Annotated in this window: 18 protein-coding genes; 9 read left to right on the top strand and 9 right to left on the bottom strand. The window is 63.3% G+C overall.

The window, feature by feature from the left end; all coding sequences use genetic code 11:
* Positions 1 to 76 precede the first annotated feature (76 nt).
* From trhA to NKI70_RS05130, 4 genes are all read right to left on the bottom strand, one after another.
* Complete coding sequence (gene trhA, locus NKI70_RS05145; RefSeq protein ID WP_023678018.1) at positions 77 to 784, bottom strand: PAQR family membrane homeostasis protein TrhA; 708 nt, start codon at positions 782 to 784, stop codon at positions 77 to 79.
* A 97-nt stretch (positions 785 to 881) separates the two neighbouring features.
* Positions 882 to 1,682 (bottom strand): inositol monophosphatase family protein, encoded by an 801-nt coding sequence (locus tag NKI70_RS05140; RefSeq protein ID WP_352696866.1) that lies wholly within the window; start codon positions 1,680 to 1,682, stop codon positions 882 to 884.
* Positions 1,683 to 1,763: 81 nt separating this feature from the next.
* Entirely contained in the window at positions 1,764 to 2,330 is a 567-nt protein-coding gene (gene efp / locus NKI70_RS05135; RefSeq protein ID WP_023678016.1) for an elongation factor P, read from the bottom strand.
* Between the two features lie 138 nt (positions 2,331 to 2,468).
* Complete coding sequence (locus NKI70_RS05130; protein WP_198023577.1) at positions 2,469 to 3,326, bottom strand: LysR family transcriptional regulator; 858 nt, start codon at positions 3,324 to 3,326, stop codon at positions 2,469 to 2,471.
* A gap of 113 nt (positions 3,327 to 3,439) precedes the next feature.
* Between NKI70_RS05130 and NKI70_RS05125 the strand changes: the two genes are divergently transcribed.
* Positions 3,440 to 4,456 (top strand): zinc-dependent alcohol dehydrogenase family protein, encoded by a 1,017-nt coding sequence (locus tag NKI70_RS05125; protein WP_023678014.1) that lies wholly within the window; start codon positions 3,440 to 3,442, stop codon positions 4,454 to 4,456.
* A 42-nt stretch (positions 4,457 to 4,498) separates the two neighbouring features.
* Here NKI70_RS05125 and NKI70_RS05120 read toward each other — a convergent pair whose 3' ends face one another.
* The 3 genes from NKI70_RS05120 to NKI70_RS05110 all read right to left on the bottom strand — a co-directional run bounded on the left by NKI70_RS05120 (position 4,499) and on the right by NKI70_RS05110 (position 7,240).
* Positions 4,499 to 5,530, bottom strand: coding sequence for a tetratricopeptide repeat protein (locus NKI70_RS05120; protein WP_023678013.1), 1,032 nt, complete (start codon positions 5,528 to 5,530; stop codon positions 4,499 to 4,501).
* A 1-nt stretch (position 5,531) separates the two neighbouring features.
* Entirely contained in the window at positions 5,532 to 6,179 is a 648-nt protein-coding gene (locus NKI70_RS05115; protein ID WP_352569587.1) for a thiamine phosphate synthase, read from the bottom strand.
* Between the two features lie 176 nt (positions 6,180 to 6,355).
* The gene (locus tag NKI70_RS05110) at positions 6,356 to 7,240 is read right to left on the bottom strand and encodes a DMT family transporter (protein ID WP_352569588.1); all 885 of its coding nucleotides are present in this window, start codon (positions 7,238 to 7,240) and stop codon (positions 6,356 to 6,358) included.
* Positions 7,241 to 7,372: 132 nt separating this feature from the next.
* Between NKI70_RS05110 and NKI70_RS05105 the strand changes: the two genes are divergently transcribed.
* Both NKI70_RS05105 and NKI70_RS05100 read left to right on the top strand, forming a co-directional pair.
* Positions 7,373 to 7,822 (top strand): Lrp/AsnC family transcriptional regulator, encoded by a 450-nt coding sequence (locus NKI70_RS05105; protein ID WP_023678010.1) that lies wholly within the window; start codon positions 7,373 to 7,375, stop codon positions 7,820 to 7,822.
* A 92-nt stretch (positions 7,823 to 7,914) separates the two neighbouring features.
* Complete coding sequence (locus tag NKI70_RS05100; protein ID WP_352450835.1) at positions 7,915 to 8,685, top strand: sulfite exporter TauE/SafE family protein; 771 nt, start codon at positions 7,915 to 7,917, stop codon at positions 8,683 to 8,685.
* Between the two features lie 40 nt (positions 8,686 to 8,725).
* Here the strand turns inward: NKI70_RS05100 and NKI70_RS05095 are convergent, their stop codons facing one another.
* The gene (locus NKI70_RS05095; protein WP_352569591.1) at positions 8,726 to 9,277 is read right to left on the bottom strand and encodes a DUF2269 family protein; all 552 of its coding nucleotides are present in this window, start codon (positions 9,275 to 9,277) and stop codon (positions 8,726 to 8,728) included.
* Between the two features lie 580 nt (positions 9,278 to 9,857).
* On the opposite strand from NKI70_RS05095, the gene rcdA reads away from it, so the two are divergent.
* Positions 9,858 to 10,385, top strand: coding sequence for a protease adaptor protein RcdA (gene rcdA / locus NKI70_RS05090; RefSeq protein ID WP_352569592.1), 528 nt, complete (start codon positions 9,858 to 9,860; stop codon positions 10,383 to 10,385).
* Positions 10,386 to 10,423: 38 nt separating this feature from the next.
* On the opposite strand, the gene NKI70_RS05085 is transcribed toward rcdA, so the two are convergent.
* Positions 10,424 to 10,741, bottom strand: coding sequence for a winged helix-turn-helix transcriptional regulator (locus NKI70_RS05085; protein ID WP_245274745.1), 318 nt, complete (start codon positions 10,739 to 10,741; stop codon positions 10,424 to 10,426).
* A gap of 192 nt (positions 10,742 to 10,933) precedes the next feature.
* Here NKI70_RS05085 and NKI70_RS05080 point away from each other — a divergent pair, with 192 nt between their 5' ends.
* The 5 genes from NKI70_RS05080 (at position 10,934) to ruvA (ending at position 13,926) form a co-directional block, all read left to right on the top strand.
* Positions 10,934 to 11,788, top strand: coding sequence for an SDR family oxidoreductase (locus NKI70_RS05080; RefSeq protein ID WP_023678005.1), 855 nt, complete (start codon positions 10,934 to 10,936; stop codon positions 11,786 to 11,788).
* A gap of 265 nt (positions 11,789 to 12,053) precedes the next feature.
* A complete protein-coding gene (gene ruvC / locus NKI70_RS05075) occupies positions 12,054 to 12,566 on the top strand; it encodes a crossover junction endodeoxyribonuclease RuvC (RefSeq protein ID WP_023678004.1) in 513 nt (170 codons plus the stop codon).
* 56 nt (positions 12,567 to 12,622) lie between these two features.
* The gene (locus NKI70_RS05070; protein WP_023678003.1) at positions 12,623 to 12,892 is read left to right on the top strand and encodes an AbrB/MazE/SpoVT family DNA-binding domain-containing protein; all 270 of its coding nucleotides are present in this window, start codon (positions 12,623 to 12,625) and stop codon (positions 12,890 to 12,892) included.
* Complete coding sequence (locus NKI70_RS05065; protein ID WP_023678002.1) at positions 12,870 to 13,292, top strand: type II toxin-antitoxin system VapC family toxin; 423 nt, start codon at positions 12,870 to 12,872, stop codon at positions 13,290 to 13,292. The genes NKI70_RS05070 and NKI70_RS05065 overlap by 23 nt, the downstream gene beginning before the upstream one ends.
* Before the next feature lie 13 nt (positions 13,293 to 13,305).
* Complete coding sequence (gene ruvA / locus NKI70_RS05060; RefSeq protein WP_023678001.1) at positions 13,306 to 13,926, top strand: Holliday junction branch migration protein RuvA; 621 nt, start codon at positions 13,306 to 13,308, stop codon at positions 13,924 to 13,926.

Raw genomic sequence — 13,926 nt, 5'->3', positions numbered from 1 at the left:
GTGTTTGCGACTCTAAACGGAATTGTGACGAAATTGAATGGCGCTTGGCAATATTGCCACTGTCCGCGACCGGAGGTCAAAGCCGGTTGATGACCAGGCAGTCGACCATGGCGGCCAGATGCAGGCCGGCGCCGGTGACGACAAAGCCATGCCACAGCGCATTGTGGAAGCGCAGGCCCTTCCAGGCGAAGAAGATCACGCCACAGGAGTAGACGATGCCGCCGGCAACGATGAGCGCGATCGATGTCGCCGGCAGCGTCCGCACGAGCGGCTCCACCAGAACGATACCGCTCCAGCCGATGGCTAGGTAGAAGACGATCGCCAGCCGGTCGAAACGGCCGGGAAGAAAGACCTTGATGGCGATGCCGACCGCCGCGGCGGTCCAGACCAGGACGATCATGGAAACGGCCAGCGGCGAGCCGCCGAGCTGGGCCAGGAAAGGCGTGTAGGTGGCAGCGATCAGCAGATAGATCGCGGCATGGTCGAAGCGCCGCAAAATCCATTTTGCCGGCGACGACACCGGCCAGACATTATAGGCCAGCGAAACCGACAGCACGGTGAGCAGCGAGACTACATAGAAGGCGGCGGCGACGTATTCGCCGGGGCCGGTTCGATAGGCGGCCAGTGCCAGCAGCGTCGAGCCGGCAGCGATCGCTAGCACGATGCCCACGGCGTGGACAATGCCGTCGGCGATGATCTCGGCGCGCGAGTAATGCCAGCGCCCCATAAAGGGAATGTCGAGCTGGGAGAGTTCGCTCTGGGGTTGGGGCCGGCTGTTCGTCATCGATGATCCTGCGCCACCTTATCTGGGCGGTCGCGGGACAGTATTTCAAGCTTTGGTTGCGGTTTTGCGACTGCGGCGGTTCAGCGCGGCGTGCCTCTCAGCCGGCTGAGAGTGGCCTTTTGATAGTCTTCAACAGCGCGCGCTGGATGAGTTCGTTGCCGGCGACCAGGGAACCGGCGTTCAGCACATCCTGTCCCCCGGCGAAATCGGAGACGAAACCGCCCGCCTCGCGGATCAGCAAAATGCCGGCGGCGACATCCCAGGCCGACAGGCCGGTTTCCCAGAACCCGTCCATGCGGCCGGCGGCGACGTAGGCGAGATCGAGCGAGGCGGAGCCGAGACGGCGGACGCCAGAGACCTCGGCCATGACATTGCGCAACTCGATGAGGAAATTGCCGTGCTGGCCACGCCCGAGATGCGGCATGCCGCAGCCGATCACCGCATCGACCAGCTTGGTGCGGCCGGCGACGCGAAGCCGGCGGTCGTTCATGAAAGCGCCGCCGCCGCGCTCGGCGGTATAGAGCTCATCCATCGCCGGATTGTAGACGACGCCGGCGACGATCTGGCCCTGGCGCTCCAGCGCGATCGAAACGGCAAAGAGCGGAACGCCGTGCAGGAAATTGGTGGTGCCGTCGAGCGGGTCGACGATCCAGCGGTGCTGGCCGTCGTCGCCCTCGATCACGCCGCGTTCCTCCATCAGGAAGGCGTAGCCGGGCCGCGCCTTGGAGAGTTCGGCAAAGACGATGTCTTCGGCCTTGCGGTCGGCCTGGCTGACATAGTCGCCCGGCCCCTTCATCGAGACCTGCAGGTTCTGCACTTCGCCGAAGTCACGCGACAGCGAGCGGCCGGCCTTCATTGCGGCCTGGACCATGACATTGAGGATCGCGGAACGCGCCATTGCTGTTCTTCCTGTCGCTGCGCCTATTTGCCTTGACGCATGATCTTATCCAAAAAGTCTGCAACTCTTTGGGATCACGCCTTAGTCGGCGCGGCGCACGTAAGTGATTTCGTTGGTATCGACGATGATGCGCTCGCCCGAGCCGATGAACGGCGGCACCAGCACGCGGATGCCGTTTTCGAGTATCGCCGGCTTGTAGGACGAGGCTGCCGTCTGGCCCCTCACCACCGGGTCGGCCTCGGTGATGGTCAGCGTCACCTGGTCGGGCAGCGAAATGCCGATCGGCCTTTCGTCATAGAGCTGGACCGTCACCATCATGCCGTCCTGCAGGAAGGCGGCGCGATCGCCGACGAACTCCTTTTGCAATTCGAGCTGCTCGTAGCTTTCGGTGTCCATGAACACCAGCGCGTCGCCCTGCTCGTAGAGGAAGGAAAAATCCTTCAGATCGAGCCGGATCTGCTCGACCGTCTCGGCCGAACGGAAGCGCTCGTTGAGCTTGGTGCCGTTGATCAGGTTCTTGAGTTCGACCTGGTTGTAGGCGCCGCCCTTGCCGGGCTTGACGGTGTTGGTCCTGACCGCCACCCAAAGGCCGCCATCGTGCTCGATGACGTTGCCGGGACGGATTTCGTTGCCATTGATCTTGGCCATGGTGAGGTGATCCGGAAATGAGATGATCGCCGCAAAGGGCAATTTGGCGCCTCCAAGACCACAAATCGCCAGCAGAGGCAAGGAGCGCCTTCCGATGAAGCGGGAACGAAGCTGGCCCGGCAGCGCGGCGTGGCGGCCTCAGTCCGTCCTGACAGTCGCGGTGACGGCCTCGGTCACTGCGTCGGCGACCTCTCTCAAAAGATGCAGGTGCGGCGAACGCAGGACGACAATTCGCAGCGACAGCTCGAGGCCGGGAGCGTCGACCAGGGCAATGCCCTGCGGCAGCTTTTCCCGCAGCAGCCGCCTGGGCAGCAGGCCAAGGCCTTGGCCTCGACGAACCCAGTCGATCTGCAGCGCGCTGTCCTGAATCTCGGCGCCGACAGTCAATCTGTTCCCGCCCTCAGCAAGGGCAGCCGTCAGCCGCCGGCGCGCGTCGCAAGGCTCAGGGCTGAGGATCCAGGGCATGGTCTTGACGTCGGCTTGCCGGACAGTGCTTTCGGCAGCGATGACGCCGAGGGCCTCGGTTCCGACAACGCCGTCGCCAGCTTTGGAATTGCTGCCGTCCAGGATGACGGCGAGGTCAAGCTGTCCGCGCTTGTGCTGGTCGGCCAACTCAAGGCTCCAGCCGCTCTTCAGACGCAGCGAGACCTTCGGAAACCGGGCCACGGCATCACCAATGGCGGCGGCCACGGCTTTGTCGCAAAGTCCATGCGCGAGGCCGAGCCGCAGCAGGCCCTCCGGCTCGTCGCCCTTGGCGAATGATCTCAGCGCGGCGACGGCGGCGAGAATTTCCTTGCCGCGTGCCAGCACCTCTACGCCGGCCGGGGTCAGTCGCGACGGCTTTAGCCGGCGGTCGAGCAATTCCGTGCCGAGCATCTCCTCCAGCCGCTGGATCTGGCGGGTGACGGCCGGCTGCGTCAATGGCAGGCGTTGCGCCACCTTCTGAATCGAACCCTCCTCGGCAAAGAGGGCCAGTGTTTTCAGTTCTTCAAGCACGACACACCCGAACATGTCATAGAAGCATAATTATCCTGAACATTATGAATTTGAAATCCGATGGATGGCAAGCGATTTTCTTCCGGCAGGACCCCAGCTGGAAAGGAACGACGATGAAGGCGATCGAATTGCAGAGCCCGGGCGGCCTCGAGAACCTCAGAATGGTCGAGCGGCCGATGCCTGAGCCAGGGCGCCAGGAGATGATTGTGAAGGTCAAGGCGACGGCGCTGAACTACCGCGATGCCGAGATCGTTCGCGGCAGCTATCACACGAAGTTTGCATTGCCGCTGGTGCCGCTGTCGGACGGCGTCGGCGAAGTCGTTGCCATCGGCGCCGAGGTCAGCCGGTTCAAGATCGGCGACCGGGTCTGCGGCACGTTCTGGCAGCGCTGGGTCGGCGGCAGTTTCGCCATGGCCGAGCCATCCTATCAACGTGGCGGCCCGATCGACGGGCTGCTCAGCGAATTTGCCCGGCTCGACGAACAGGCGGCGGTGCTGGCGCCGGCCAATCTGAGCGACCTCGAAGCGGCGACGCTGCCATGCGCCGGCGTGACGGCATGGCACGCGCTGTTTACGGAGGGCAGCGTCAAACCCGGCGACACCGTGCTTTGCCTCGGCACCGGCGGCGTTTCGCTGTTTGCGGTGCAGTTCGCCGCCGCTGCCGGGGCGCGCGTCATCGTGACGTCGAGCAGCGACGAGAAGCTTGCGCGGGCAAAGCAACTTGGCGCGCAGGATGGCGTGAACTATCGCAGCGTCCCCGATTGGGCATCGGCCGTGCTGGGATTAACGGATGGCCGCGGCGCCGACCATATCATCGAGGTTGGCGGACCGCAGAGTTTTGCACAATCGCTGAGGGCAGCGGCGCGCGGCGCCCAGATCAACGTCATCGGCTATCTCGGCGGCAGTGACGGCGCCATCAACCCGCTCGACATCTTCCGCCGGCAGGTCCGGGCGCGAGGCATACCGGTGGGCTCACGCGAATCCTTCGAGGCGATGAACCGCGCCATTGTCGTCAACCGGTTGAGACCGGTGATCGACCGGGTCGTGCCATGGAGCCGGGCCGCCGAAGCCTTTCGGTACCTTGAACACGGCTCTCCCTTCGGCAAGGTCGTGCTCGATCATACGCAATGAGTCCGCCTGATGAGCCTGGTGCAATGAGTCGCGAGACCGCGGTCAGGGCAGGCGGTTGGCCCGTTGCAGCGCCTGCTGCGTCTGCTCGTCGGTCAGGCCCTGCAGGAAATCGTCCATCTCTTGGTCGATGAGCCCGGCGCGGCGGGCGACAACATACCAGGCGCCGGCGAGGATCAGATCCGGGTCGGTGCCGATGCCGTTCATGTAGAGCTTGGCGAGACGGTTCTGGGCGGCGACATTGCCGCCCTCGGCGGCCTGCTTCATCCAGTTGAAGCCGGATTTCAGGTCGCGGGCGCCGCCGCGCCCCTCGATCATCCAGGTTGCGAGATCGATCTGTGCCGTGTCGTAGTTCTGCCGCGCGGCCTGTGCCAGCAGGCCGCGGGCGCGGACATCGTCGCGCGGCTTGCCGCCGGCGCCATTGGCGTAGACCTGTGCCATCGCATATTGTGCGTCGGCAAGCCCGGTCGCGGCAGCGCGCTCGTAATAGGACACGGCTTTGGCAATACCGGCATCGCCGGGCTCCTGTTCGACCATCAGCTGCGCAAAATTGAACTGCGCCAGGCGGTTGCCGGCCTCGGCGGCGGCCTGCATCAGCGCATAGGCTTCCTTCTCGTCCTTTTTGACGTAGCGGCCGTCGAGCAGCATCAGCGCATACTGGAATTGCGATTCCGGCACGCCCTGCTCGGCGGCAAGCGCATACCACTTCGCCGCCCCTGCCGCGTCGACCGGCACGCCGAGGCCGCGCGACAATATCTCGGCCACCAGCGTCTGTGCCGCCGGATCGCCGTTTTGAGCGCGCGAAAGCGCAAGGTTGTAGGCCGTCTTGTAGAGCCCGCGCTGAAAGGCGCCGTAGGCAGCGTCGGACGGCTTTGCGCCGAAGCGGTCGGGGTTGATGGTATCGGCCGACGGCAACGGGGCGGTGGTGGCGGGCTGCGGCAATTGTGCGGCGATGGGCTTGTCGGCAGGTTCGCTGGAATCCGGCCTGGGCTGCGGCAGCGGAACGGGTTCCGCCGCTATCGCCTGCGTCACGGCCGTTGCAAGAAAGGCGCTGAAAAGGATTTTCCGCGAGAGCACGTCAGTCCTCGAAGCGCGGCGCGGTTTCGTCGAGCAGCGCGTTGGCGGCGGCGACCGCCATCTTCGGATCGACGCCGTCGGTGAAAACGGCGCTGGACAGCGCCACGAATTCAGCGCCGGTGGCGGCGACCGCTTCCACCGAGGCAAGATCCGATCCGGCCATGACGATGCAGGGGATCTGGATGACGTCCGCCCACCATTGCCCGAGCGACAGGTTGCGGGGGTGCGGCTCAGGCTTGTTGTCGTAACCGAAACGGCCGAAGAAAATGTAATCAGGCCTGACCTCGCCGAGTTCCAGCGCATCGTCGCGGGTCTTGGCGCCGCCGGTGCCGACCATCATCCTGGCCTGGAAGTGTTCGATCGTTTCGGCGAGCTCGTCCTTGCCGACCTCGACATGGATGCCGTCGGCCTGGACACGGCCGGCGATGCGGGTGTCGCCGGCAATGATGACGGCAATGCCGGCCGCTTGCGCCACCGGCACGATCTGTTCGGCAAAGGCTTGGAAAGAGGCCTCGTCCATACCGTTTTCCGGCAGAATGAGCGAGGCGACGTCACCGCCGTCGAAGGCCGCGGCGATGCGCTCGGCCGGCACGTTCGGCGGCGCGATCAGCACGATACGGCAGCGGTTGGGCGGCGTTGCGTCATTCATTGGTGTTCGATCCCGGTTATCGCCTATGCCGGGCGAAGATGGTTGCATTGCGGCATAGAGCAAAGTGCGGGGATTGAACAGGCGGCAGGGGGATCACGATTGCCGTCAATGATTCCATAGGGCTCGGCGCATGACTGCCGTTGGCCGAAATTCTCCTCGCCTGGTCGCTTGCGGCCCTACGCAGGCACCTTCGATTTCCACAGCGACCAGCCGAGATTCGTGCCGGCCGCGGCGACCAGGATGGCGGCGGCGCCGACGATCTGCGCCGGATGCAGCCGATGGCCGAAGGCGACGACATCGACGAGGATGGCGACGACGGGATAGATGAAGGACAGCGATCCCTGCAGATGCGTCGGCAGCTTCTGGATGGCGCCGTACATGAGGATGTACATCAGACCGGTATGGACGATGCCGAGTGTCGCCAGCATGACCCAGCTCCGCGCATCGACGGGAAGGTGGGTGAGATTGGCGAAGGGTGCCAGCATGAGAACGCCGACGCAGACCTGGATCAGGGCGATCAGGTGCGGCGGCGTGCCTTTGAGCTTCTTGGTGACGATAGCCGCAACGGCCCAGAAGAAAGCCGCGGCCAGCGCCATCGCAATGCCGGTAAAGTAATCCGTACCATGATCGCCTGCATCGGGCGCGGCCTGCACGATCAGCAGCATGCCGGCGAAGGCGATGCCGAGCCAGGTCAGCTTGGTCACCGTCAGCCGTTCGGAGAAGAAGAGCGCGCCAAAACCCACCAGCATAAAGGGCTGCGTATTGTAGACAGCCGTGGCGATCGAGATCGACGCGCGGGAAAACGCGCTGAACAGCAACAGCCAGTTGATAACGATGGCAGCACCGCCGAGCGCCGCGATCGCGACAATGCGAAGCGACAGCCTGCCGCGCAGCAGTCCCAGCGCCGCGCAGATGATCAGCAGCGTTACCGCCCCGAAAGCACAGCGCCAGAACACCACGTCCATGATGGGTTGGCCGGAAAGCACGACGAACCAGCCGATCGTGCCGAGGATCGCCATCGCCGCCGTCATTTCGATCGTGCCGCGTACCGTGTTGTCCATGGATGCTCCTGAAATCCGTTGAGATTTTATAATCCCACAGCGGATCGGGTCTTTCCATCACTTCTAGTTGGTGATATGCATGATGAACCTCATTAAATTAGGTAAACATCGGCTTTTTCTTGGAATTGTAAAATGCTGGACGAGCTCGACAGAAAGCTCCTCGATATCCTGGTCAAGGATTCACGGACCTCGCTGAAGGAACTGGCGCTGCAGGTCGGGCTGTCGTCGCCAAGCGTTTCGGAGCGGCTTCGGCGGCTAGAGGATCGCGGCGTCATCCGCGCGTTCACCATCGACATCGATCCGCAGGCGCTCGGCTACGCCTTGCAGGCGATCGTTCGCATCCGGCCATTGCCGGGCAAGCTGCACATCGTCCAGAAGCTGATCGAGGAAATCCCGGAATTCGGCGAATGCGACAAGGTGACGGGCGATGACTGCTTCGTTGCCCGGCTGTTCGTCCGCTCGATCGGCGAGCTCGACGGGATTCTCGACCGCATCGCCGACAAGGCCGAAACCAGCACGGCCATCATCAAGGCGCAGCCGATCCGGAGACGCCCGCCACCGCTCGACATGCCAAACATGTGACGGGTTCGGTGGCGTGGCCCAAGTATTTGCGGTCGCGGTCCGATCATTTCTGGTTTATTCCAGAGATCACTTTCCCTCCAGCGTCCTTTCCCATGTCAGGCCTGCTCGTCGATCCCTGGTTCTATGCCGCGGCCATTCCGGCCGTCATCCTCGTCGGCCTGTCGAAAGGCGGCTTCGGCGGCGCCGTCGGCTTTGTCGGCGTGCCGTTGATGGCGCTGACCATGCCGCCGGTTCAGGCTGCCGCAATTCTTCTGCCAATTCTGTGCCTGATGGACATTGTCTCGGTGTGGACGTGGTGGGGCATCTTCGACCGCAAGATGCTGGCCGACATGATGCCGGGCGCCGTGATCGGCATCGCCCTTGGCTGGCTGACGGCGGCACTTGTAACCGAAGAGATGGTGCGGCTGATCGTCGGCGCGGTTGCCCTGATCTTCGTGCTGCGCTGGCTCTATTTGCAACTCCGCCACGGTGCCGGCCACGCGGCGGAGCCCAACCGCGTCGCTGCGGGCTTCTGGGGTACTGTTGCCGGGTTCACCAGCTTCGTCGCCCATGTCGGCGGCCCGCCTTTTCAGGTCTATGCGCTGCCGATCAGGCTCGATCCGAAGGTGCTGTCGGGCACCGCGGCGATCTTTTTCGCCGTTACCAATGCGCTGAAGCTCATCCCTTATTTCGCGCTCGGCCAGTTCGATACCACCAATTTGACCGCGTCGGCGGTGCTGATGCCGCTGGCGCCGCTGTCGACAATCGCCGGCGCCTGGCTGGTGCGGCGGATGCGGCCGGAGCTGTTCTATCCCTTCACCTATGCGACCGTGGCAGTCGTCGCGGTCAAGCTTCTGTGGGACGGCATCGCCGGCCTCCTGTAAGACGGCGGCCCCATTCGGCCGCCGCCGGATTCCTTACACCTCAGGCGGCACTCGGCAGCAGCTGCCGCGTCCTGCCAAGCGCCAGGGCAATGCCGGTTGCCAGTACGAGCGCCATGCAGCCCAGAATGGTGATGTCGTGCAGCGTCGGCTTCAGCACCATGTCCGCGATGATCACCAGCATCACCGAATAGTCGAAGCGCGCGGCGCTGAGGACGCGCTGGCCCTGGGCAAGCACTGCCGGCGTCACGCCCTCCTTGGCGATCATGCCTGCCATGCGGTCGGCAGTCGGCTTGAAGATGAACATGCCGATGCAGAAGGTCGTCGCATAACCGGCAAGGCCGATCAGCACCCACAGATCGGAAAAGCCGATCCAGAAGCCGCACATGATGAGCCCGAAGAGCAATGTCAGCATCGACATCGGCGCGAAGAACCGGTTGCCGAGCTCGCCGGTAGCGCGCATCGCCTGCAGCATGCCTTCGACGTTTCCAGCGCGGTCGGCGCGTACCGCGAGCAGCATCAGCGTGAAGCCGCCGCCGACCCAGAGGATCGCCGAGACGATGTGCAGAAATTTAACGGCCGAGTACCAGTCCATTATTCGCTCCTTGAGAGATTTGATGATTTGCCGGAGCGCAAGGTTTGCTCCGCCTCGTTGCGAGGAGCGGGCGTTTACCGCGGCGCCTGTTTCGGAACGATGTCGCGCGGCGAGCGGATCTGTTTCGGTATGTCGGTCACGACCTGGAGGAAACATGGCGCAAGCGCGTCGCCCCGACTTTCCAGCCGGTGGTGAGAACGGCAGCTTAGCCAGTCAGCTGTGCTGTTACGGCACAGATGCTGGGCGCTTGATCAAGAAATATGCCCCGCGTTAAGGCTTCGTTAAGCTTTACAGGCGTTTACTATGTCCATCCAGTGATCTGGATTCTTACCGAGTGGTTGGAGCCACTTTGTTTGACGCCTCCCTGTTAAACTCCTGAGAGCCGCCTTATCCGCGGCTCTTTTTTTGTCCGCCGGCATGGGCGTCCTTCCGGCTAAATGCGGCCGTTAACCGTTTGTTAAACATGTGCTTGCCTTCGCTGGCAGCGAAGCGCATTTTCAAGCTTCAGTCGTTTAGGCTGCCGGATATGGCGGCCAAGAGCCGAATCGGCCGGCTGTCAGGCAAGTGCAGGGGCGTAGCGATGAACGAGCCTTCGAAGGCGAGCGCGAAAACCATCAAGCTGGCGGAGCGCCGGGTTTTCTCCCAATCCTTCAAGCCGCTCTATCAGGAAGGCATGGGCCTGGTCGAGCAGGCGGCCGAATATCTCGACGGCAAGGGCCGCGCCGAGGCCAAGAAGCTGTCGAGGCTGGCGGCGACGCTTTATGCGGCCGAATCGATGCGGCTGACTACCAGGCTGATGCAGGTCGCCTCGTGGCTGCTTTTGCAGCGGGCGGCGAATTCCGGCGAGATGACCCGCGATCAGGTGGCCTCAGAAAAATCCAAGGTGCGTCTCGACACCGCCTCCGCGCATGAGGAGGCGCCCGGCTGGGCCGAGCTGCCGAAGGATTTCATCGACCTCGTCAACCGTTCGCTGCGGCTGCAGGCGCTGGTGCGCCGGATGGACGAGGAGATCTATGGCGGCCTCGCCGAGGTGCCGCCGTCGAGCCGTCGCGTCAATCCGGTCTCAGACCAGATCACGCTGCTAAACACGGCTTTCGCCCGCGGCTGAGAGAACGTTTCATAATTCTACTCCGGCGACCATCTAGACTAACCGCGAAGGGATGGGCTCGCGATCATCAGGCGGGGAGAATCACGCAGCAGCAGGCGCGATCCGACCTCCACGATAGACCTGATCGCTGGGAGCAGCTCCTGCCCCAATGACGTCAGCTCATACTCCACGGTCGGCGGCGATGTCGGCATCACGTGGCGTGCGAGGACGCCGCGCTCCTCGAGATCGCGCAACCTGCCGGTCAGCACCTTCGCCGAAATGGCTGGGATATCGCGGCGCAATTCGGAGAACCGGCGCGGGCCGTCGCTCAAGGACCAGAGCACCTCGGGTGTCCAGCACCCGCCAAGCAGCGCCATGCACCTCGACATTGGGCAGCCGGGAAGCGCCTTCACCTTCGTTCGCATCCTGAGGACCATCGCGCATCTTCCATGGGAGTTTCCAGTTGGTTACCGGAAAATGATGGTAACTACAAGATACGTGGTTTCCGATGGTAACGAGAGCCGCTATCTGAGGCTCTCAATCCATCCAACCACGAAATGGACAGAACGATGTACGCAATAACTGGAGCAACAGGACAGCTTGGCCGTCTCGTGATCGACGCACTGCTGAAGACAGTTCCGGCCAGCCGGATCGTTGCGGCGGTTCGTGATCCGGCAAAGGCCAGCGATCTTGTCCAACGCGGCGTAGTCGTGCGGGAGGCGGACTATAATCGTCCCGACACGCTCCCGATGGCGCTGGCCGGCGTCGATAGACTGCTGCTGATTTCCTCGACCGAAGTCAGCGGCCGCTTGCCGCAGCATCGGTCAGTGATCAAGGCCGCCCAACGGGTGGGGGTTTCGCTGATCGCTTACACGAGCATGCTGCATGCGGACACGTCTCCCGCGAGGCTCGCGGTCGAACATCGGCAGACGGAGGAGGTCATCGCGGCCTCCGGCCTACCCGCCGTCATCCTGCGCAACGGCTGGTACACCGAGAACCATCTGATGGCGCTCCCGGCGGCTCTGGAGCACGGCGCCTTCATCGGCGCCGCAAATGAGGGGCGCTTCTCGTCCGCGGCGCGGCAGGATTATGCCGAGGCCGCGGCCGTGGTGCTGACGAGCGAGGATCAAGCAGGGAGGACTTACGAGCTCGCCGCGGACCAAGCCTTCACGCTCGCCGAGCTTGCGGCGAAGGTCTCGCGGCAATCGGGCAAAGCGATCGCCTACAACGATCTTGCCGGGGCGGCCTATGAGGGTGTGTTGACAGGCGCCGGGCTGCCCGCCGATCTCGCCGCTATCCTGGCCGATGCCGACATTGCAGCCTCACGCGGAGCGTTGTTCGATGACGGCGGCGCCATGAGCCGGCTGATCGGTCGACCGACAACGCCACTGGAGAGCGTCGTTGCGGCAGCATTGCGCGGTTGAAACCGAGATGGCTGTCACATCCGCCAAAGGATCAGAGGACCGTCTGTCGCTCGCGCCAACAGTTATTCAAACGGCTAGACTAGCGCAGCCTTCTGCGCTTCCGGTGCTCGCGTACTTATGTACGCTCCGCTCCGGTTCTCGAAAACCACGCTATCTGTCTCGCCAGAGCGAATTCTCAAACATTCTCTAAACCAGACTCGGCTTGCTGTTTCTGGTTTGTTCACATTTCGCTGGCATCGCTGCTCGCCGGGGTTAAAGTTGACGGATGGGGGAAGCGATTCGCATCATCGGCATCGATCCAGGGCTGAGGCGCACCGGCTGGGGCATAGTCGAAAGCCTCGGCAATTCGCTTCGCTTCGTCGCTTCCGGCACGGTGCGGTCCGACGACAAGGCCGCGCTGGCGGTGCGTCTTTGCCAGTTGCATGACGGGCTCGCCGAGATCCTGCATGCCGCGATGCCGCACGAGGCGGCGGTCGAGCAAACTTTCGTCAACAAGGACGCGGCGGCGACGCTGAAACTCGGCCAGGCACGCGGCATCGCCATGCTGGTGCCGGCGCGTGCCGGCCTTGTCGTTGCCGAATATGCGCCAAACGCCGTCAAAAAGGCGGTGATCGGCGTCGGCCATGGCGACAAGAAGCAGATCCACATGATGGTCAAGGTGCTGATGCCGAAGGCGACTTTCGACAGCGACGACGCCGCCGACGCGCTGGCTATCGCCATCTGTCACGCGCATCACCGGCAGAGCATCGCCTACAGGATGGCGGCGCTGGCCGGATAAGTATGTTCTTGACTTGTTCTCCAGTGGGCAATAAGTAATACCAACGAGGTATTACCATGCGCGTTACCACCAAGGGCCAAGTGACCATCCCGAAGGAAATACGGGATCATCTGGGTATCGGCCCGGGCTCGGAGGTGGAGTTCGTCCCCACCGAGGACGGGGCTCGTGTCATAGCCGTCGACGAAAACATGTCGGAGGAGGAAGCCTCGCGCAGATTCAGCCAGATGCTCGATCGTATGGCCGGTACGCTGGATCTGGGAGGCATGACGACGGACGAATATATGGAATGGCTGAGGGGCCCACGTGAAGATCTCGACATTGATTGACACAAATGTCCTGATCGACGTTTGGGGTCCTGCCGGACGGGAGACGAAATGGTCGGCATCCGCGATTACCGCATGCCGGCGCGACGGCGCACTTGTTATCAATGCAATCGTCTGGTCCGAACTCGCGCCGTTGATTGCGACCGAACAGGCTCTTCGTCAAGCAGCCGACATGCTCAAGATGGATCGCGAATTCCTGCCGTGGGAAGCAGCCTTCCTCGCCGGTGTCACGCATTCCCGCTATCGCCGCGCCGGCGGCATTCGCGAACGAACGCTGCCGGATTTCTTTATTGGAGCCCATGCGGTTGTCGCCGGGCATCGCCTGCTGACGCGCAATGCCGCGCGCTATCGCGGCTATTTCCCGGACCTCGATATCATCTCTCCGGAAACCCACCCGGCATGATCGGCACGCTCAAATGATCGGCAAGCTAAAAGGCACGCTGGATGAGATCGACGAGGATTTCTGCATCGTCGACGTGCATGGCGTCGGCTATGTCGCCTACTGCTCGGCGCGCACGCTGGCGGCATTGCCGCGGCCGGGCGAGGCGGTCGTGCTGTTCATCGAGACCTATGTGCGCGAGGACATGCTGCGGCTCTATGGGTTCCAGTCGGTGCTGGAGCGCGAATGGTTCCGGCTGTTGATGAACAATGTGCAAGGCGTCGGCGCCAAGGTGGCGCTGGCCATCCTGTCGACGCTGGCGCCGGCCGATCTCGCCAATGCGATTGCGTTGCGCGATATCGCCATGGTCAGCCGTGCGCCGGGCGTCGGCAAGAAGGTGGCGGAGCGCATCGTCACCGAATTGAAGAACAAGGCGCCGGCCTATGCGGGCACTGCCTCCGGCACCATCGGCCTGAAGCAGGAGCTCGGCGAGGGCGTCGCCTCGGCGCCGATCACCGACGCCGTCTCGGCGCTGGTCAATCTCGGCTATTCGCGCGACACCGCCGCCAATGCGGTGGCGGCGGCGCTGAAGACGGCAGGCGAGGAGGCGGACGCGTCGAAGCTGATCCGCTTCGGGCTGAAGGAGCTGGCACGGTGA

The organism is Mesorhizobium sp. M0500 (genome assembly GCF_040321165.1).
GTDB lineage: Bacteria > Pseudomonadota > Alphaproteobacteria > Rhizobiales > Rhizobiaceae > Mesorhizobium.
This window is presented reverse-complemented; position numbering and strand designations above follow the sequence as displayed.